General features: G+C 51.0%; 18 protein-coding genes. 6 read left to right on the top strand and 12 right to left on the bottom strand.

Annotated features, from left to right (window positions below; all coding sequences use genetic code 11):
* Positions 1-82: 82 nt before the first annotated feature.
* Both ABXT62_RS15390 and ABXT62_RS15385 read right to left on the bottom strand, forming a co-directional pair.
* Positions 83-847 (bottom strand): SDR family NAD(P)-dependent oxidoreductase, encoded by a 765-nt coding sequence (locus tag ABXT62_RS15390; RefSeq protein ID WP_415356171.1) that lies wholly within the window; start codon positions 845-847, stop codon positions 83-85.
* Complete coding sequence (locus ABXT62_RS15385) at positions 844-1,305, bottom strand: winged helix-turn-helix transcriptional regulator (protein ID WP_415356170.1); 462 nt, start codon at positions 1,303-1,305, stop codon at positions 844-846. The genes ABXT62_RS15390 and ABXT62_RS15385 overlap by 4 nt, the downstream gene beginning before the upstream one ends.
* 233 nt (positions 1,306-1,538) lie before the next feature.
* On the opposite strand from ABXT62_RS15385, the gene ABXT62_RS15380 reads away from it, so the two are divergent.
* A complete protein-coding gene (locus ABXT62_RS15380; protein WP_415356169.1) occupies positions 1,539-2,696 on the top strand; it encodes a phosphatidylinositol-specific phospholipase C1-like protein in 1,158 nt (385 codons plus the stop codon).
* A gap of 39 nt (positions 2,697-2,735) precedes the next feature.
* Here ABXT62_RS15380 and ABXT62_RS15375 read toward each other — a convergent pair whose 3' ends face one another.
* Together ABXT62_RS15375 and ABXT62_RS15370 are read right to left on the bottom strand one after the other, a co-directional pair.
* Positions 2,736-3,380: a glutathione S-transferase family protein gene (locus tag ABXT62_RS15375; protein ID WP_415356168.1), complete on the bottom strand. Its 645-nt coding sequence runs from the start codon at positions 3,378-3,380 to the stop codon at positions 2,736-2,738.
* A 224-nt stretch (positions 3,381-3,604) separates the two neighbouring features.
* A complete protein-coding gene (locus tag ABXT62_RS15370; protein WP_415356166.1) occupies positions 3,605-4,951 on the bottom strand; it encodes a cytochrome P450 in 1,347 nt (448 codons plus the stop codon).
* Between the two features lie 335 nt (positions 4,952-5,286).
* On the opposite strand from ABXT62_RS15370, the gene ABXT62_RS15365 reads away from it, so the two are divergent.
* Positions 5,287-6,513: an amidohydrolase family protein gene (locus tag ABXT62_RS15365; RefSeq protein ID WP_415356164.1), complete on the top strand. Its 1,227-nt coding sequence runs from the start codon at positions 5,287-5,289 to the stop codon at positions 6,511-6,513.
* 73 nt (positions 6,514-6,586) lie between these two features.
* A complete protein-coding gene (gene gph / locus ABXT62_RS15360) occupies positions 6,587-7,249 on the top strand; it encodes a phosphoglycolate phosphatase (protein ID WP_415356162.1) in 663 nt (220 codons plus the stop codon).
* Positions 7,250-7,295: 46 nt separating this feature from the next.
* Here gph and ABXT62_RS15355 read toward each other — a convergent pair whose 3' ends face one another.
* Positions 7,296-8,432: an acyl-CoA dehydrogenase family protein gene (locus ABXT62_RS15355; RefSeq protein ID WP_415356161.1), complete on the bottom strand. Its 1,137-nt coding sequence runs from the start codon at positions 8,430-8,432 to the stop codon at positions 7,296-7,298.
* A gap of 4 nt (positions 8,433-8,436) precedes the next feature.
* A complete protein-coding gene (locus ABXT62_RS15350; protein ID WP_415356160.1) occupies positions 8,437-9,654 on the bottom strand; it encodes an acyl-CoA dehydrogenase family protein in 1,218 nt (405 codons plus the stop codon).
* 275 nt (positions 9,655-9,929) lie between these two features.
* Between ABXT62_RS15350 and ABXT62_RS15345 the strand changes: the two genes are divergently transcribed.
* Complete coding sequence (locus tag ABXT62_RS15345; RefSeq protein ID WP_415356159.1) at positions 9,930-11,207, top strand: serine hydrolase domain-containing protein; 1,278 nt, start codon at positions 9,930-9,932, stop codon at positions 11,205-11,207.
* 127 nt (positions 11,208-11,334) lie between these two features.
* Here the strand turns inward: ABXT62_RS15345 and ABXT62_RS15340 are convergent, their stop codons facing one another.
* From ABXT62_RS15340 to ABXT62_RS15330, 3 genes are all read right to left on the bottom strand, one after another.
* Positions 11,335-11,553 (bottom strand): hypothetical protein, encoded by a 219-nt coding sequence (locus ABXT62_RS15340; RefSeq protein WP_415356158.1) that lies wholly within the window; start codon positions 11,551-11,553, stop codon positions 11,335-11,337.
* A 169-nt stretch (positions 11,554-11,722) separates the two neighbouring features.
* On the bottom strand, positions 11,723-13,018 hold the full coding sequence (locus ABXT62_RS15335; RefSeq protein WP_415356157.1) for a DEAD/DEAH box helicase: 1,296 nt from the start codon (positions 13,016-13,018) through the stop codon (positions 11,723-11,725).
* A gap of 7 nt (positions 13,019-13,025) precedes the next feature.
* Positions 13,026-13,946, bottom strand: a complete 921-nt coding sequence (locus ABXT62_RS15330; protein WP_415356156.1) for a S1 RNA-binding domain-containing protein — start codon at positions 13,944-13,946, stop codon at positions 13,026-13,028.
* Positions 13,947-14,419: 473 nt separating this feature from the next.
* Between ABXT62_RS15330 and ABXT62_RS15325 the strand changes: the two genes are divergently transcribed.
* Positions 14,420-15,043, top strand: a complete 624-nt coding sequence (locus ABXT62_RS15325; RefSeq protein ID WP_415356154.1) for a nuclear transport factor 2 family protein — start codon at positions 14,420-14,422, stop codon at positions 15,041-15,043.
* Positions 15,044-15,064: 21 nt separating this feature from the next.
* Here ABXT62_RS15325 and ABXT62_RS15320 read toward each other — a convergent pair whose 3' ends face one another.
* The 3 genes from ABXT62_RS15320 to ABXT62_RS15310 all read right to left on the bottom strand — a co-directional run bounded on the left by ABXT62_RS15320 (position 15,065) and on the right by ABXT62_RS15310 (position 18,376).
* On the bottom strand, positions 15,065-15,823 hold the full coding sequence (locus ABXT62_RS15320; RefSeq protein ID WP_415356153.1) for an SDR family NAD(P)-dependent oxidoreductase: 759 nt from the start codon (positions 15,821-15,823) through the stop codon (positions 15,065-15,067).
* Positions 15,824-15,825: 2 nt separating this feature from the next.
* Positions 15,826-16,356 carry a hypothetical protein gene (locus tag ABXT62_RS15315; RefSeq protein WP_415356152.1) on the bottom strand — a complete coding sequence of 177 codons (531 nt, stop codon included), beginning with the start codon at positions 16,354-16,356 and terminating at the stop codon, positions 15,826-15,828.
* Between the two features lie 316 nt (positions 16,357-16,672).
* Positions 16,673-18,376 carry an AMP-binding protein gene (locus ABXT62_RS15310; RefSeq protein WP_415356151.1) on the bottom strand — a complete coding sequence of 568 codons (1,704 nt, stop codon included), beginning with the start codon at positions 18,374-18,376 and terminating at the stop codon, positions 16,673-16,675.
* 313 nt (positions 18,377-18,689) lie between these two features.
* On the opposite strand from ABXT62_RS15310, the gene ABXT62_RS15305 reads away from it, so the two are divergent.
* Positions 18,690-19,706, top strand: a complete 1,017-nt coding sequence (locus tag ABXT62_RS15305) for a MaoC/PaaZ C-terminal domain-containing protein (protein WP_415356150.1) — start codon at positions 18,690-18,692, stop codon at positions 19,704-19,706.
* Positions 19,707-19,716 lie beyond the last annotated feature (10 nt).

Genomic DNA, 19,716 nt, shown 5'->3' with positions numbered 1-19,716 from the left:
AGATGCCCAGATTAATAGCGCCTCCGTCATAGAGCAGGCCTTGTATATTATGCTACTGATCGGCATGAGGTCTTCCGCTGCCCTATGAATTCCACCAGGGAAGATCCGTGAACGAGCGAAGATCCATCTCGTGCGTCCAAGTTGAACGGTGCTGCTGTGCAAGATGCAAGTAAGTGTCGGCGATTCTGGTGGGCAACATCAATCCGTCGTGCTCCATGCCGCGGTTTTCGCGCAGGGCCTGGAAGCGTTCCGGCCCCAACATTTTACCTAATGTGTCGGGTGCGTCGACTGCGCCGTCCAAAAGAATATGCGCGACATGAATACCCTTTGGTCCAAATTCAGCGTTTAGCGACTGACACAGCATGCGGCGTCCACCCATTGCTGCAGCATGGGCATGCTGGCCGGGATTGCCGCGAACGGCAGCTGTTGCAGACGTGATGAGAAGGGTACCTTTGCCGCGTTTTTCCATCAGTGGGCACACAGTTGAAGCGACCCGAAACAAACTCAGCGTCGCGAGGCGCCAGCACAACTCGAAGGCCTTGTGGGACGTATCTTGCAACGCGCGGTCACCGATTTGGGCGCCAAGATTGAACACCACCACCTCAATGGGGCCTACACCCTTCTCTGTGGCGCTGATCATATCCTCAAGTGTGTGTTCTTCTGCGGCATTCAGCAGACAACCAGAGGCTTCTCCCCCCTCGGCTTTTATGTCCGCAATCAATGTATTGAGGCCCTCTGCATCACTGCGGCGACACAATACGACGTGATACCCTTCGCCGGCAAAACGTTTGCCTACCGTTCCCCCGATACCGGCACCGGCACCCACAACCAGACATACTGGCTTCATCGCACTATCTCCTTGTTCAAGCCGGGTCCACGTTTGGCCCAGACGTCTGCTGATTTTAACAGCCGGCCATCGGATGAGCGCACCGCCATCGGCTGAATCGGATTTCCAGAGGTGCGATCAACAAAGCACATCCGCTCACCCTTGGGGTGGGGCTGATATTTTTCACCCCACTGGAACAGTGATAGTAGTAAAGGCTGCAGATCCCAGCCTTTGTCTGTCAACTGGTATTCCATGCGACCCGCTTTCCCGCGGGCCTTCACTAAAATGCCCTCGTTAGTGAGTTTGCTAAGCCGCTGGGTCAGTATGTTCCTAGCGATGCCGAGGCTCTTCTGAATGTCATCAAACCGACGAATGCCAAATGCAGTATCGCGGATAATCAGAAGACTCCAGCGTTCACCGACAATTTCTAGCGACTGTGCCAAGGAGCAGTTCATGTCTTTAAAGGATGTGTGCTTCATAGCCGCTAATGTTTATTTATTAGTTTCATAATAAAACTTAATTTTAACCTATAGAGTCCTTTCACGCAACCTATAAGGACTGAGCCCGCTTCACACTGGTCGCTCAATGGGCAAGAGCCGCATGACAGCGCCGATGAGTCTAAATTTAAGGAAGAGAGTAGCGCTAGTAGCCCTTGCGCCCTTGTAACGGCTACTGCATGCTATCTTCGATAGAATAATATGAAGAGATACCTATGACATTACTTTACTGCAAGCAGTTGGGCTTCATCGGGGCAGTGGCATGCTTACTGGCACTGCCGTTTTACAGTGGCTGTAGCAATTCCTCTGACGACGACCAGAACAACCCGGCAGAAGACAACGTGATGATGAATCAATTGCAGTATCTTGGTACACATAATAGTTACCACTTGCGCGTGCGGGAGGATATTTTTGATCTGTTGCTAGTCTACATTCCCGATGTCGCCCCCACCCTTGAGTATGCGCATCTTCCGCTCACTGAGCAGTTCTCCACGCAAGGGATTCGCCAGATAGAGCTCGACGTCTTTCATGACCCGCAAGGTGGGCTCTACGCAGCACACCAAGCACTCACACTCTTCGACGAAGATCCTGCTTCGGGTGTCCCTGCCCTGAGTGAGCCAGGGTTAAAGGTGTTGCATGTGCAGGAAGTCGATTATGAAACGACTTGCGATCTCTTTACCAGTTGCCTACAGGAGATAAAACAATGGTCCGATGCGAATCCAAAGCATTTGCCGATAATGGTGTTGGTTGAAGCAAAGGATGAGCAGATACCGGACCCACTCAATCTCAACTTTACCATTCCGCTTCCGTTCGGCTCTATCGCACTCGATACTATCGATGCAGAAATTCGCAGTATATTCCCGGACCAGCAATTAATTTTGCCAGAGACTGTTCGAGGGGATGCTGTCACGCTTGAACTCGCTGTGCTGACTGAAGGCTGGCCACTTTTGTCGAAGGCGCGCGGGAAAATCCTATTCGCGCTGGATAATGGCGGTGAAATACTTGAACGGTATATCGACGGTCATCCGTCACTCGAGGGCCGTGTGCTGTTTACCAATTCTCCTCCAGGCACCCCTGAGGCGGCATTTATCAAGTTGAATAATCCACTGAGCGAGCCTGGCGTGATAGAAGACCTTGTGCGGCAGGGCTATATGGTGCGAACCCGTGCCGATGCTGATACGGTTCAAGCCCGCTCGGATGACACGACACAGCGTGAGGCGGCACTTGCTAGTGGCGCCCAGTATGTCAGCACCGATTATCCGGCGGCTGATGTCGCTTTCAGTGCATACAAGGTGACAATACCTGGAGACTTCATTGCCCGGTGTAATCCGGTTAACTCGGGTGAGTGCACGCCTGCGGCACTGTCACCCTAAGCCGGCAAATATTGCCACGCATCATTGTGCATGCAGTAGTCAAGCTGCAGGCGGCGTCGCTTCCGGTCCGGCGATACTCATGGCCTTTTGGTAAGCGGGCCTTGCCGTGACACGCTGGACGTAAGCCAGCGTATTGGGAAGCGCGTCATCGATCTGTCGAGCTCCCAGCATGCTCAGTGATGTCAGATTAAACATCGACATAATATCGGCGCAGGTAAAGCGGTTGCCGCCCAGATAGTCCGATTCTTTCAGGCGCTGTTCCAGCGCATTGTAAATCCCATCTTCTCGGCGTTGGGTGGTCGTGGTCATCGGGTTATCGTCGCCCGCTTGCGCGCCTCCCGCCTGAAATGCCAGCTTCATGAAAAGAACGGACTGCAGATTATTATTAAAATGCATCCAGAACAGATATTGCGCGTAGTCAGGATCACCGGGCAATACAGACAAAGTGCCTCCACCGTATTGTTGAGATATGTACTCAACGATGGCTGTCGATTCTGCCATTACGAGGTTATCATCACTAATGATGGGCGCTGTGCCTACAGGGTGAAGCGCCCGGTATTCCGCCGGTGCAAGAAAATCTTCACCGCGATTATACCACTTCAATTCATACGGAAGGCCTAGCTCTTCCATTAGCCAAACTACTCGATCCGACTGCGAAATACCGAGGTGGTGTATTGTAATCATAGCGCTCTCCTTCACAAATTGTGCGTGTTAGCGTGGCTCGGACGGACAGCAATGTCTATGCTGTTGATGCTGCCCACCTGAAAAACCTCACTGCGCCATGATTGTAGCTAAGATATTGAAGACTGCCAATGGGATGCTAGCCAGCAGACTGCTTAAGGGAGGCAGCCCTGGTGACACGTAGATGGGCTAATGCTTTAATGCGAACGGGTTAATCGGAGCCGCTGTTAATGTTGCTTGTCTCTAGGCTTCAAATAGACGGGCAATCCGTCGCGTGGTTTGGAAATCGGAGACTGTTGTACTGCCATCGTATAATTGTCAGGTACTGACCAACGATACTGACGCAGCATTTCAAACATCACTACCTTGATCTGCATGACCGCGAAATGTAGTCCGATACACATATGTGCACCGCCACTAAAAGGGACCCAGCAGTAAGGATGGTTTTTGTGCTCCGCACGACCGGCGCTAAAGCGTAAAGGATCAAACTTTAGCGGCTCAGACCAGTATTCTTCCATGTAGTGTGTGTGAATGGGATAGGTCGCTACCATTGCCCCGGCAGGAATTCTTAAGCCCTCAAACTCAAATGACTTGAGACTGTACTTGGGCAGAGTCGACAGTGGTGGATACATCCGTAGTGCCTCTTTCATGACCCAGTCAGTCAATTCCATTTTCTCAAGATCTTCATATTGCAGCTGTTTTACACCAAGGCTCTGCACCTCTTCCAGAAGCCGCTCTTGCCACTCTGGGTGTTTTGCGAGGGCATAGGTCATACTCGTTAGCGTGCTGGTGGTGGTGTCGTGGGCGGCCATCATCAGGAAGTTCATGTGGTCAATAACTTCCTCATCAGTATATTGATTTCCCTCCTCGTCCGTCGCCTGACACAGTAGCGAAAACATGTCCGCACCATTACCCGTTCGCTTTGCAGGCAGCAGGCGCTGAAAATACTCACACATATACTGACGCGCACGAATGCCCTTCCACAGTATTGTGCCTGGAATAGCCAACGGAATTCTCGGCATAGAAGCCGCAACGGTTGCTTCAAACGCTTTGTTCAGTCGAGCGGCCTCATCACCCAGGTCCATGCCGAGAAATATGGTAGCGGCTAGGTTCAGCGTCATTTCTTTGAATGTCGGGAACGCAAGCAACGGGTGATCAGGGTGTACCGGCCAGCTAGCGACGGCCTCATTCACCTGCGGTCCCATTTCACTAAGATAACGGTGTAACGCTTTGTTCTTGAATCCTGCCTGCATCAGGCGGCGATGATAACGATGGTCATCGCCATCTCTGAGCATTAGTCCGTTAGGGAAGACGCGTCCGATAATTTGGTCCCAGGCTTCCTTGTTTGAAAATACTTGATCGCTATTAATTAGTGCGAGACGGTGCGCATCAGCGCCATAAAGATTCACAAACGTTATACGAAAAAACTTTTGCATAACCGCATTGCCGAAACGCTCTTGCATCTCCTGTGCGTGCTGCAATGGATTGACATAGCTCTTTCGAATCAAGCGAATTGTCTCGAGCAAGCCAATCTTGATGGGCTCTAGTTCATGGATCGTAGTCTCGTGTGTCATAGCGCCTGTCATGCCCAGTTTTAGTAGGAGATTTTTTAGTTTTTCAATACTAGCAGACTGTCTCTGCGTGGCGAGCTACCAATGTATACAAATAGCCGACATTAACAAGCGGTACTTTCATGACACCCCCAGCGACAGAAGATTTTCTAATGGTTGGTAAAGGTCTTCTAGGTATAAGCCATCTTCCTGCTCCAGTCCCATCTCCGTTGGGGCCACTGGATCGAGACATTGTCATCTGGCGGTCAATACATCGTGTATAGAGTGATTCAGTACCTGTGGTGTCAGCACCAAAGATGTGGTCAACTTGGCATTGAAAAATCTTCAGGTAGCTCACCATGATGACGGGTTTAGATCGACGGAAATTTCTGCAGTTGGCAGCCATGGCTGCTGCTGGAGTCATTTTACCCTCCTGTGGCTCTGAAGAAACCGGCACACGGTATACCAACTCTGATATTGCCAAGCTCGCACAGCAAAGGCTTGATGAGGGATTGCGTTCCGGAGGAGGCCCGTTTGGGCCGCTGCGCTTTAACGGCTATCGTGGTCTGGCGGAGCTTCCCTGGTTCGAGCTCGACGATAATGGTCAGCTGCACAATGTCGCCCTCGATTTACCCAAAGCGATTGATATGCACTGCCACTTGGGAATGTCACTGTTGCTGGCGCCGGACGTAGATTTACAGAAGCCCACGGGGCGCGTTATTCATCTTCTCGATTGCGATGCGACAAACCCTGGCTGTGAGCTGGACCTCGATGTGTATATCAATCGTAATTTTAGTGAACAGGCAGTTGATGCACTATGGTGGGGCTCAGCAGCCCAAGGGCTGTGGGGAAGTAGTAGCGCCAGTACACAGACCATACCCAACCTGTTGCACGAGATGGATGCCTGTGGTGTTGAGCGCGCCAGCATAATGCCGATCGCCTTCGATCTGCCCTTCGGTGACGACCTGACGGAGCGCTGGATAGAGGCGATAGAAATAGCGGGAGCACAACGACGTTTAATCGCTGGTTGTTCGGTACATCCGCAAGATCCGGCCCGGTTTGAAAAGTTGCGCAGTTACGCTAGCGCGGGAGCTCGCATCATCAAGTTTCACCCGACGATGCAACGCGCCTATCCCGATTCCGACGTAATGATGGAGCTTTACAGCGAGTGTGAGCGACTGGGACTTATCGTATTTTTCCACTGTGGCCGCGCCGGTATTGAGCCGGAATCAACCCACCGTTATGCCATGCCGCGCCATTATGAAGCAGCACTAAAGACGTATCCCAACCTGCAGTTTATTCTCGGCCACTCTGGTGCACGCGACGTGGCGGAAGCGTTGCCGCTGGCAGTGCGTTATGACAACGTTTGGTTGGATACTCATGGGCAGGGGGTTAGCACATTGCACGACATGCTCAACCAAACCGGGGGTGAGCGCATGCTGTTTGGCACTGACTGGCCTTTCTATCACTTGGCTGCCAGCCTTGCAAAACTGCTAATCATTACTGAAGGACAGCCAGACAGGCGCTTTGCGCTGTTACGCGGAAATGCGCAAAGACTGTTAAGTCTTTCTGGCGCGAGCGTATGAAACGGGCAACGCGAATGGAGTACTGCGGCGTCCACTGCCGCGACCGACAGACGCCTCAACCGCAGAGCGTCGAATGAATATCATTTTTGATCTCGACGGCACGCTAATTGATAGCGCGCCGGACATACAGTCGGTGGCCTCCACGGTCCTTGAAAAGCTCGGGGAGAACGGTCTCACGCTCGATGAAACTCGAAGTTTCATTGGCGAAGGTTCGGCGGTATTTGTCAGGCGGATGATGAATGCGCGGGGTATCGAGGAGGCACAACACACCCACACCGCAGTGCATGAAGATTTTATCGCACAATATGAATTTTCAGTCGATAAAGCAGAGTTCTATCCAGGGGTGATTGCCACTCTTACCGCACTCAAAGCAGATGGGCACAGCCTCGGGCTGTGCACCAATAAGCCAGAGTTGCCTGCCCGTGCGGTAATACGACACATGGGAATGGAGTCATTTTTTGATGTGGTGATGGCTGCTGGCATGATAAGTAGCCGCAAGCCAGACCCCGCCATGCTGTTGAAAACGATTGAAGATTTGGGTGGTGGCCCTACCCTTTATGTTGGCGACAGTGAGGTCGACGCAGAGACAGCGAGCCGCGCAGGAGTGCCACTAGCACTCTTTTCCGAGGGCTACCGTCAAACGCCGGTTAGCGAGATTCAGCATGACTGGGTCTTTAGCGAATTTTCTTCGCTACCGGCGATTGTGGCCAAAGCCATGCTGATAGGACCACGCTAGATTCGGGCCTACACGGCTGCTGTTCGTGATGCAGTAGGCGTTTTCGTTAAAACCCCTTTATCTGTGCGTATCGGTTTCGGTGGTAGGCTTGGTTGCCATAGCTGGATTCCAGTACGCGCGCTCTTTTTAAATACAGACCTGCATTAAACTCATCAGTCATTCCGATTCCACCGTGAATCTGAATTAATTCATTTGACATGCCATGCAGAAACTCGCCGACTTTACATTTTGATAATGAACTCATTTCATCGATATTTTCAGCACTGGCATCAATAGCTTGAAGCGCCGCTTCCACACAAGACCTCGCCAGTTCTTTCTGACTATAAAAACCAGCAGCGCGGTGGCCGAGTGCTTGAAATGAACCTATCACCTGACCAAATTGTACGCGGGTTTTGAGGTACTCAAGATTCATCTCGAATGCTTGCGAGCCGGTGCCTAACATTTCAGCAGCAATACCGGCACGTGCGCGATCGAGGACAGACTCCAATAAGCCATACCCCTCTCCTACTGTCCCCAGTACGGCATCGTCTGTCACTTTTACTTGGGTAAATTCGATATTGGCATAGCCCCGACTGTCGACGGTGTTAAGTTTCGTCCGCGTAATACCAGCAGCGTCTGCAGGGATGACAAATAATGTAATGCCATCTGTATGACCTGCCTTGCCATGAGTTCTAGCAGCCACAATATACGATGTTGCAGACATGCCTTCACAAACGAAGGTTTTGCTTCCGTTTAAGGTGAATACACCTGCCTCGGAATCTGCTGTTAAGGCGATGTTTTTAGGCGCGTGCCGAGGGCCTTCTTCGAGTGCCAGAGTGACGATTTCACTGCCATCGGCTATGCCGGCGAGCAGGTTTTTTTTCTGGCTTTCAGAACCCCCCATTAAAATTGCCGATGCGCCGACTAAAGCAGATGCGAAGAGGGGCGATGCACTTAACTGGCGTCCTGTTTGTTCTAGTATCAGTCCAAATGTGAGGTAACCAAGATCAGAACCTCCATAAGCCTCCGGAATAATGATGCCGGCCCACCCCATGCTGACCATTTCGTTCCAGATCTGTGGTGAAAATTCAACCTCGCTGTCGCCATCCCTAACGTCACGAAATTCTTGCACAGACGCGTTTTTTGTAACCCAGGACTCGGCCTGATGTTGGATCATTGTTTGTTCTTCGGTAAGTGCAGCCATTGACCTAACCCTTCTGAGTTGTTTCTGGCAAGCCCAGAATATTTTTCGAAATAATGTTTTTCTGCACTTCGTAGGATCCGCCGTAGATAGACATGGCTTTTACGCCCAACCACATTCGTACACTGGCGAGTTCATCTTGATTGTATTCGTCGCCTTCCCAACCGAGGCCCTGGCTTCCCATTAACTCCATCAGCAGTTCAGTGCGCGATTGAGCAACGTCAGTGGCGGAGTTTTTAAGAATTGATGCGACTGCAGTAACTTCCACATTTCCTTTGGCTTCCGCCATTATCCTGCGGATAGTCAGTTTGTGTGCTTTTTCGTCCATCAGGTGGTTGGCTAGGCGCAAACGCAGGTCTGTATCTTCTAGCGTGCCATTTTCGTTAGTGCCAACGTAGCGCTTGGCGATATCGCCTAAAAATTCTCCACCAGTTGCGGGGCCACCTTCACCTGTTTGACTCTGGCGTTCATGCTGCAGCAGCCGTTTGCCCAGACTCCAGCCGTCATTCAAATCGCCGAGCAATTCGTCCTTCTCCGCTTTAGCATCATCAAAGAACATTTCACAGAAAGGGGAGTCACCTGAAATCAGCTTAACCGGTCTTGTTCTAACGCCAGGCTGATTCATGGGAAACATGACAAAGCTGATTCCGCTGCGTTTTTTTGCTTTAGGGTCCGTCCGCACTAGTGCCCCGCACCACTGGGCTATATCAGCACCGGACGTCCAGACCTTTTGTCCGTTGATAAGCCAGTGATCGCCTTTATCTTCCGCTTTAGTTGCCAGTGAAGCCAGGTCTGAACCGGCTCCCGGTTCAGAGTAGCCCAGACACCAGAATATCTCGCCGCTGGCCATTCTTGGTAGATGGCGGCGTTTTTGCGCCTCGGTGCCATATTCAAGAATAGTGGGTCCTACCATTGTCACTCCCATGCCCGCTAGCATTGGAATCGGATTAAATGCCCCTCTTTTGTGCATTTCTTCGTTGATGATCTGGGCATGCTTCTGACTTAATCCTGCGCCACCGTATTCAAGCGGCCAGGTTGGAGTGCCCCAACCTTGGGCTGCCAAATTTTTACGCCAGGTGTCGCTGTCTTCTACAAGCTTGCCGGACACGTTTTTTCCGAGACTTAGTTCAGACGCCTTGCCATTTAGTGACTTGGGAAAGTTTTCTTCTAACCAGGTACTGACTTCTAGTCGAAAGTCATCAATCTTGGGTTTGCTATCAGTCATTTTCTGTCTCTCGGTTGATATTTCAGGCTTTCTGCACCTCACTGACCAGATGGGTAAGATCTGGTCGTGTAAGTATCACTGTCGTTGTACGCAGAGCATACGCCTCAGCGGAGCCTATGTTAAATAGTTGATCGGGGCATGACAAGCAATCTTCCAACCTGTATACCACTGTAAGTGATTAAATAAATCTAGTCTGAGGTCACCAGGGCTTGTCACTGCGCACAAGGCGTAAAGGCCGGTTCAGTGAGTCACCATACGCAGAAGAGGCCATTACTATGAAGGAATTCGAGATAAAGGGAACAGTCATGCCTGGTTTTGAGTCAGTTAAACGGCTCTATGAACACAATATGCGGACATTGGCTGAAAGCAACACACAGCTGTGTGTCTATTATGGAGACGAAAAAGTTGTAGACCTTTGGGCATCAGTAACGGAAGAGCCTGATTTCTCTGCGGACTCCCTGGTCAATGTCTTCAGTAGCGGCAAAAGTCTTGAAGCCATTGCGATGGCCTCTCTCGTAGGGCGGGGACTGATTAGTTACGATGCCAGGATCACTGACTATTGGCCAGAGTTCGGTGCGAACGGCAAAGAAGAGCTGACAGTGGCTGAACTCATGCGGCATGAAGCTGGGCTAGCAGTGTTTAAGGTGTCTATAGAACCGGAAGATCTACTTACCGAAAATATAAAGAAAAATAAGGTGGGCCATATTATTGAAGCGCACGGCCAGACATACCCGCGCGGTGGAGAACGAAAGAGAGAGTATCACGCCATTACAAGAGGCTGGATTGTGAATGAACTCTTTCGCCGCGTGGACCCGACGGGACGCACTATTGGTGAGTTCCTGCGTGAAGACATCAGCGCTCCGCTGGGCGCAGACGTATTTATTGGTTTGGGGCAGGAAGATCTGGGTCGAGTAAAAAAGGTCGCACTGCTTGGCGTCCGTTTTCAATTCTTGGAGAGTTTGAAACCCAAGTTCCTGAAAAGACGAATGGAATTTAATGTGTTTCAAATCCTTGGCAAATTGATAAGGCTGATTCCCGCGATACGAAGATCATCCGTTCGCGGCGCACCTCCGCCATTTAAGGGTATGAGAGCTATCGCCTTTTTCAATGACCCCGCAGTCGCAACCGGTGAAACGCCATCGGCAAATGCAAACTGTTCCGCTCGAGGCTTGGCGAAAATAGCCGCGATGATGGCAGCAGGCGGGACGTGGGACGGGAGGCAATATCTTGATGAGCAAGGTTGTAAGGCAATGCATGACAATCCGCGTGAGGCAGATATGGGCTTCGCTATCACCCGGTTCACGCAGGGCGGTGTCGCTCTATTCTCTGCGGTATCCCAAAACAGTACGAGGGTTGAGAAAGCGCTCAATACGGGAAGGGAAGGATTTTATGGCTGGATGGGGCTTGGCGGGTCTCTATTTCAATGGCATCCACAATACAAGATCGGCTTTGGCTATGTGCCTACCTCACTGAACGTATTGGATTTGGTGAATGAGAGGGGGAAGGCATATCAGACCGAGGTGCTAGGCTGTATAGAGGCTATGAAAAACTAATGAGTAGGGTGTCCGGGAGAGAAGCCGGCAGACGTGCCATCCTGCTTCACCTAGCCCGGGCGTGCACTCCCCGGCGCACTGCTAATCTAGAGCGGGAGCAATGAGATGTCCAGCAACTATGATTCGGTTAGATTTTCCCGCGGCGGGCGCGTCGGCTCGGCGGAGTTTCATCGCCATCACTACCTTTTGCTTTTTGCGGCTGTTCACCTTTTGCAGTCTTTGATAGCCGGCTTGTCGCGATTAAATCAAGAGTCTCTAGATCGTCCAATTTTTTTGCATTTTTTTCCAAGGTGTCTAGCTCTGCAAAGCTGTATACGTCGTTTCTAAGCTTCTCTAGCCTGTCCATAAAATGCTCCAATGTCTGCCTGACCAACTACTTGAGTTCAGGTTAACGTATTGTTCTTTGAAATCAAAAAAAATTTGACCCCTGTGCTTCCAAGTGGGCAAACACAGTTGAAGTTTATGACATGATTGCCGCTATTGCAGTCTTTTCTACCGTTAAGTGCCCATTCCTATTATCGTCGTCCGCTAGCAGCACGGCTATTTCCTCTGGCCTTGCCCCCATGGTTGCCGCGATTACCCGGATTATTGCGACCGTCACCACTACGACCACCGCCGTTGCGCCCGCCACCGCTGCGACCGCCACCGTTGCGAATTGCCTCGGCCTTGATAAGCGGGTCCACATCGTAACCTGGCAGGTTGATCTTCTCGATTTCTAAACCCAGAACTTTTTCGATGTCACGAAGTAGCTTTAATTCGTCAACGCACACGAGGGATATGGCGTGACCCTTTTGGCCTGCGCGCGCGGTTCGCCCGATGCGATGAACATAATCTTCGGGTACATTGGGGAGTTCAAAGTTCACCACGTGAGGTAGTTTTTCTATGTCAATGCCACGTGCTGCAATGTCGGTTGCAACCAACACTCTGATGTTACCTGCCTTAAAGTCTGCAAGCGCTTTGGTTCGGGCTCCCTGCGATTTGTTGCCGTGGATTGCCGCGGACGTAATGCCATCGTCACCAAGCTGTTCCGTCAGTTTATTTGCGCTGTGCTTGGTTCTAGTAAAAACCAGAACTTGTTGCCACTCTTCTTCACCTATTTTATGCGAGAGTAACTCGCGTTTCCGTTTCTTGTCGACTGGGTACACAATTTGACTTACCAGCTCAACAGCGGTGTTTTCGGGCGTGACTTGTATCTGCGCGGGTTGCTTTAAAAATTCGGAGGCCAGATTCCGGATTTCCTTAGAAAATGTTGCAGAGAATAATAAGGTCTGACGCTGTTTGGGAATGATATTCAGTAGTTTCCGGATGTCTCGAATGAAGCCCATATCGAGCATGCGGTCGGCTTCGTCCAGAATCAGTATTTCTATTTTGGACAGGTCGATACTTCGCTGCCCTACGTGATCCAATAGACGGCCGGGTGTGGCGACAACGATATCCACCCCCTTGATGAGTTTTTGTTTTTGCGGGTTTATGCTCACTCCCCCAAAAATTACCGCGGAGCGAAAGGGCAGATATCGTCCGTAGTCTCGGACACTCTCCTGCACTTGGGCGGCGAGTTCTCGGGTCGGCGTGAGGACTAACACCCTGGGATGGGGTTTCTGGCTAGCACGGTGAGATCGCTGCAGCAGTTGCAGCACGGGTAGCGTAAAGCCTGCAGTTTTGCCGGTGCCGGTCTGTGCGCCGGCCAGTACATCTTTACCTTCCAGTACCAGAGGTATGGCCTGCGCTTGAATCGGGGTAGCTTCGTCGTAGCCCTGTTTTTCTACGGCCTGCAGAAGTTCAGCCGAAAGGCCGAGATCTTTAAATAGCATGGATATTTTATTCCTGATTTGTGCTTGGTGAAATCAACCGGATACCTGAGCTTTCCAGTGTTATCCGACGTTGCTTGTAGAGGGCGCCAATCGCCTGCTTAAACACCTTTTTACTGACCCTGAAAGCGGTGTAAATTTCGGGGGGAGGGCTTTTATCTGTTAGACCGATAAAGCCGTCATTGTCTTTCAATGATGCGAGGATCGCGCTGGAGACGATGTCTATCTTGTCGGTGCTGAAGCCTGGCTGATCCAATGTCAGATCGACTTTTCCATCTTCACGTACTTGCTTGATGTAGCCGTCGATGATGAGGCCTTTGCGAATCTTTCGGTATAGTTCATTACCATACAGAAGTCCCCAACATGCATGATTGATAATCGCCTTAAATCCCAGCTCCGTTTTGTCGCCAATGATCAGGCTGACTTTGTCTCCTTGGTTTAGTCCTTGCGAGTCGTCCGAGATCCAGTAGTCGATTCGCGTTGAGCCTGCGAGCCGTCCCTGATTATCCTGATAGACTCTGACCAGCGTATGAGTTCCCTTGCGTAGTGAATACTGCTGTTCAGCAAAGGGTATGAACAGGTCTTTGGGCAGGCCCCAGCTTGCAAATGCCCCCAGATCGTTCGCTTCTACAACCTCGAGCCAGGCCACCTGGCCTAAGTGGGCGGCGGGGCATAGGGTTGTCGGTATCGGGTCACCTTCGGCATCGAGATAGATAAAAACCTCCAAGTCATCGTCAGGGGCGAGGCCTTGAGGACACTGTTGCAGCGAAAGTGGAAGACGCCCTGATTGATCGCCATCAAGGATGGCAGCATAGGCGCCAACCTCCAGTACTTTAAGGTGATTCAACTGGCCGATGTGGAGCATTAAAGCGGTACCTGAATAAAGCGCGCTGCGGGTAATTGCAAGCGGAGCATTTTGGCCGCCTCCCATCACTACTGACGCCTTATGCGCCTTTGGTGAGAAGAAGGTGACATTTTACTTGGAGGGCTTACGCCCGTTTAGCTGATAGCCGCATAAGGTCTGCCGTTTTGTTAGGTAGATTTCGGCGCGGTAATTATACACTGATTTCCGGCTAATTCCAGTTAACGGGTTTTTGCTCGTGTAGCTGCAATAACCACCTGTCTCGTAGTGACATAGAACATTGAGACCTATAGAAGAAATACCCTACTTATATGTCGCAAGCGCTCGGTATGTCGCAAGCTGTGCCCTCTATCTTGAAAGAGGCTGAACCCCGCAATTATGATTGCTGTCGTCGCAGCGGTTGAGCGGGTTGAAAGTGATCATGAGGACCAAAAAACGTAAAATAGAGTCTATTATTAGGAATTAGAGCTATCCTCACATAGCATGCGCCATGGCGTTTAGGACATGCACTGCGAGTTGCGTTTAGGATCAGGAGGTAGATTATGGATCAGGATCTGTTGGCAAGGATAGATCGGTTGGAATCACTGGACGAAATCCGGCAACTCGTGGCTAAGTACTCCTTGTCGTTGGATATGCGCGATTTGGACGCACACGTTAACCTGTTCGCTGAGGATATTCGGGTCAGTCGCGAACTGACCGGGCGCGCTCATCTCAAACAGTGGCTTGACGATACCCTGCGCAATCAATTCACCGGCACATCGCATCATATTGGCAATCATGTGATTGAGTTTGATGACCCCGACCACGCGCATGGTGTTGTGTATTCCAAGAACGAGCATGAGACGGGGAAAGAATGGGTGATCATGCAAATGTTATACTGGGACAATTACGATCGCATTGATGGTCGCTGGTGTTTTCGCCGTCGATTACCGTGTTACTGGTACGCTACCGACCTGAATAAGCCGCCCTTGGGCGACAACAAAATGCGCTGGCCCGACCGAGAGCCATACGCCGGAGCGTATCACGATCTGTGGCCTTCCTGGCAGGATTTCTGGGCCAACCCCCCGGATGCCAAAGCGCCGGAGGTTGCAGCCCCTGCGCCACTGGAAGAGTTCTTGCGCACCATGCGTGGAGATGTAACTGAACCGAAAATCCGTGTGCGCTAGACGATTAATACACAAAGCGACTTAGCGGACAGAGCCACCTCCATCCACCGACAAAATTTGCCCGGTAATAAACGAAGCTCGGTCACTGGACAAGAAGCTTACCGCGTCTGCAATTTCCTCAGGTGCTCCTAAGCGATTCATTACGGATTTCTTTCTGAGCCCGTCCTCCTTATCGGGCTGCTCCTCAAAGTATTGTTCTAGGCCTGGCGTGAGAATGACGCCAGGAGACACGGCATTAATACGAATACCCTTGGCACCGTACTCCGCAGCGGCGCTCTTCGTGAGGATGTTGACTCCACCTTTCGCGGCGGCATAGGCCGTATTAAACGCTTGACCTCGCAATGAAGCGTTGGAGGAGATATTGACGATTGCGCCGCCAGCATTTTCCAGCATTGCGGCAATCTCGTACTTCATGCAGAGCCAGGTGTTAGTGAGGCACATCTCAAGGGTTTGATCGAAGATGCTGCGCTCGTACTCGTGTATTGGGCCGCTACCACGACTCACTGCCGCGCTGTTACAAGCGATGTCGAGACGGCCATAGGTGGTGAGTACAAAGTCTACTGTGGCCTTGACGGTATCTTCTTTGCTGATGTCGCCATAGATGAAGCTTGCTGTCCCTCCCGCATCTGTAATCAATTCCACTGTCTGCTGTCCCATCTCCTCATTGAAGTCGGCCACCACAACCTTGGCGCCTTCGCGAGCGAAGGAAAGCGCAATGGCGCGTCCAATGCCTTGGCCGGAGCCTGTGACCAAGCCGATTTTGTTACTCAATGCTGACATGACTAGCTCCGGTGCACTGCTACTGTATGTGTGGATGCGTTTTCACGCAGTGCAATCAACACCATGGGCACTACTAGGACAGCTGCTATCAACCCGGCCCAAAGGCCTTTGAAGATCGCATAGTATTCTGGGGTAATGGTTTGGACGCCAAATAGGTAGAGTCCAGCAAGGGTTAATGGGGCGATGATCAAGATGCCGATCAGGCTAAATAGCAATGCGCTTTTTGCCGTGCTGGCGGGGAAGCGATCGGCCAGAGACTGCATAAGGGACGATGGGCCGAGGTTGATCGGTTGCAGCGTTCCCTTGTTGAGCTTACTGCGCTGCAGCGGAATGACGATAAACGCTACGATCAGTGGCAAAAGGAACGCGGTCGCCACCACGTCGCCCGCAAAGGAGTGGTCTCCACTCCATTGCAAGCTGCCCCCACCTTTCATCAACAGCCAGGCGCTAACCCCATTAAAAATGGTGTTGGATCCACCGCAAACCCATACTTCATGTCGAATATGCTCTCTGCCATTCTCTACGCCGCTCATGTTTTTCATCTCCCAGTTACGTCATCGTATCATTGCGGATGGTCTCGTGGTACGTCTCGGGCTAGGCTAGGGTAGGACTCAAACGATCAGTTGCTTGCACCTATCCGATCAGATAGCCCCAGAGCAGCGGGGAAGGAAAAATTACAGAACGCTTCGAGCCAAATATATAAAAAATGTCGGCCTTGTGTGGTCTTCACAACTACAATATCGCTGAAAGAAATAGGAGTTTTACCCCGGCGACTACACTCGATAAGTGCGCAACGTTCTGTCGTTGATAAAACTTGGACACGCTGCGCCAGCGTAAGGAAAAGAGCCGTTATAAATTCTTGTAGTGAGTTTCTTTTAAAAGATGTTTCAGTACTTTACCGGCAGGATTTCGAGGCAATGCTTCCTCCACAACTATCAGGCGAGACGGTATTTTAAATGCGGCCAAATTTTTCGAAGCAAAATTCTTCAGAGCGTCTTCGGCTAGTGATGCGCCAGATTTCAGCACAACGACTACAACAACTTGCTCACCCAATTTCTCATCTGCGATGCCAAAAGCCGCCACCTCTTGGACGGCAGGATGCTCACACAGCACGGCTTCAATTTCAGCCGGGTAAATATTCTCTCCACCGCGAATCACTAAGTCTTTGGCCCGATCGGACAAGTACAGGTAGCCTTTGCTGTCAAAGTACCCGATATCCTCGCTGTCGAACCAGCCCTCACAGAAGCTTTTCTCATTAGCATCGGGTCTCCTCCAGTACTCACTGATTACGGTCGGAGTCTTGATCCAGATTCGGCCTGGTTTGCCTGCAGTGACTTCGTGGCCGTTTGGGTCACAAATTTTGACTTCAACGGTGGCATGGCAAAAGCCTACGCTGCCTGGGTTATCGATGAATGCCTGACCGGTGAAAGCCGTGCCAATAGAATTGGTTTCTGTCATGCCCCAGCCCGTTCCCCCATACATATTCTCCACTTTTTCGTGCATCAGTACGGCCACCTTGGCCGGCGTTGCCGAACCGCCTCCGCCGAGGCTGGAAAGGCTGCTGGTGTCATGCTGGTCAAACTCGGGTGACTCGAACAGCTGTAACAACATTGATGGCGCGGCACTGAGTATGGTGATTCGCTCCTGCTCGATAAGTTGCAGAGCGGAATTAGTGTCCCATTTGTACATCATGACAATCTTTCGCCCGGCACGGAGCGCCGTAAAAAATATGGCATGTAGTCCACTGACGTGAAATAAGGGTACCGCTAGCATTTGAGATGGTGCAAATCCTTTGGAAAACATTGCGCCAATCAGGTCGGGGTTGGCCATTGCGCAGGCAGTTCCTGTGCACTCGAAGTTCATAATGGCCTGGCAAAGCGCGCGATGGGTGGAGACTGCGCCCTTCGGCTGTCCTGTGGTGCCCGATGTATACATAATGAGTGCGCTGTCTTCGCTCTCGATAGTGACATTTGGCCGCGAAGCGTCTTTGCTATCTTCGATAAAGTCTTCCAGTGTTTGGCCAAGCTCAATAGGTGAAGCGGCACTGGAGCGGGCGATCACTGCATTAATACTCGACTCCGCGAGCCCTGCCGCCATGAGCGTGTGACGCTGTTGATCACAAAACACCGTTTTACATTCGCTATTGCGTGCTGCGAACAAGAGATCGCGGGCTGTACCCCAACTGTTGATTGGCACAGCCAGTGCGCCAATCGATGTAATAGCAACGAATGCACTGAGCCATTCGGGGTAGTTTCGCATCGCAATACCCACGCGGTCACCGGGCGCTATATGGTGTTTGGTGTTTAAGGCATCCGCCAGTGACCATGCCTGCTGAAAAAAAGTGTTAAACGTCCAGCGCTCACCCTGATAGATTAGAAATTCACTGTCACCGTGAGCAGTAGCTGCGAAATAGACCTCTTGCAGCGTTTGTGGTGCATTTTTATAGACGGTGTATTCTACATTGTCGATTGATTGGTGAATGAGCTCAAAATCGCAGCCTGCTTCTGTGAGTGCAGCAACTGATTGATCAAATGCTAACTTGCTTTCGTCCATTTTTTTCTCCTTGAAGGGGATGCAGACCAGTCTCATTGCGTGTGAGTAGGTCAAATACGTTTTGATTCCAGTCTATAGAAAAGTCTCTATCTGTGCATATTAGACTAGTAACTCTAACCTAATCGAGAGAAAAAAACGCCAAGCGCAGCAGGGCTTGCTCCGTCGATCCCTGCGCGCGTTAAAGCCCCGAATGCCGCAGCGGTGTATTGGCCGTCACAAAGTTGTATTCTTTTCTAGGGCTGCCCTGGGTGGATTTAGAACACTGCTCGCTCGGTGTACAATGGGTATCTACTAATGAAATTGCCGTGTCAGTATGTTAAATAAAAATTTATCGTTAGAGCAGCGGTTGGAAAGTCTCAAAGGGCAGCGTAAAGGCCCTTATTTGAGCCATAACCCTGTTAGCGCGACGCAGATCTGGCAATGGTGCTCAGCGATGGGCGATAACAGCCCCCGCTACTCACCCGGAAATGATCAGGTCGCGCCTCCCGCAATGATGCAGATGTGGACGATGCGCGATATCAGCGACCGCTATGCGCCGAATTCAACCGATGCTTCCCCGTATCATGTTTTTGATGAAATGAGCACAATGGGCTATTCGTCTAACGTTGCTGTCAGCTACGATATTAATTTTCATCGAGACCTGCACATTAGTGAGCGTGTGAAGCATTACACGACTATTGTGAAGATCAGCGATAAAAAATCGACGTCACTTGGCGAAGGATTTTTTGTTACCGAACAACTCGAGTACTTAACGGTTGATGAAAAACCGTTCGCAGATGCTCTAATTACTTACTTTCAGTATCAGGCAGCTGAGGGAAAGGCTGAAGAGAACACACACCACCACAGTAAGCAGATGGAGGCAGGGGCACCCTTGATCAAAGGGCTGTCTAGTGAGCAGACTGACTCTACAGATATAGAAATATCCGCCCTTCACGTGGGCGATCGACTACCAAAGGTTGTTATCCCCATTACCCACAGGCTCATCGTAGGTGGAGCACTAGCAACACAAGATTTTACTCCTGTGCATCACAATGCGGGCATAGCACAGGCTGCGGGAATGCCAGACATTTTCATGAATATTCTGACGACCAGCGGACTGGCTGCTCGCTATCTGGGTGACTGGGCTGGTGCGAATAGTCGCTTGGAAAAACTTCAATTTGATTTGAGGGCGCCTAACTTTCCCGGGGATGTCATGGTGATGACGGGGGAGGTCGTTGCTCTGACGCTAGAACCTTCGGCCGATTTGGTGACAGTTACATTCATAGGAGAGAATAGTCTAGGCATGCATATATCGGGAAGCGCCACGCTGGCACTTTCAGGGAAAAAATAAAGGCTATAGG

Origin of the sequence: Halioglobus sp. Uisw_031 (assembly GCF_047729875.1) — a bacterium.
Lineage (GTDB): Bacteria > Pseudomonadota > Gammaproteobacteria > Pseudomonadales > Halieaceae > Marimicrobium.
This window is presented reverse-complemented; position numbering and strand designations above follow the sequence as displayed.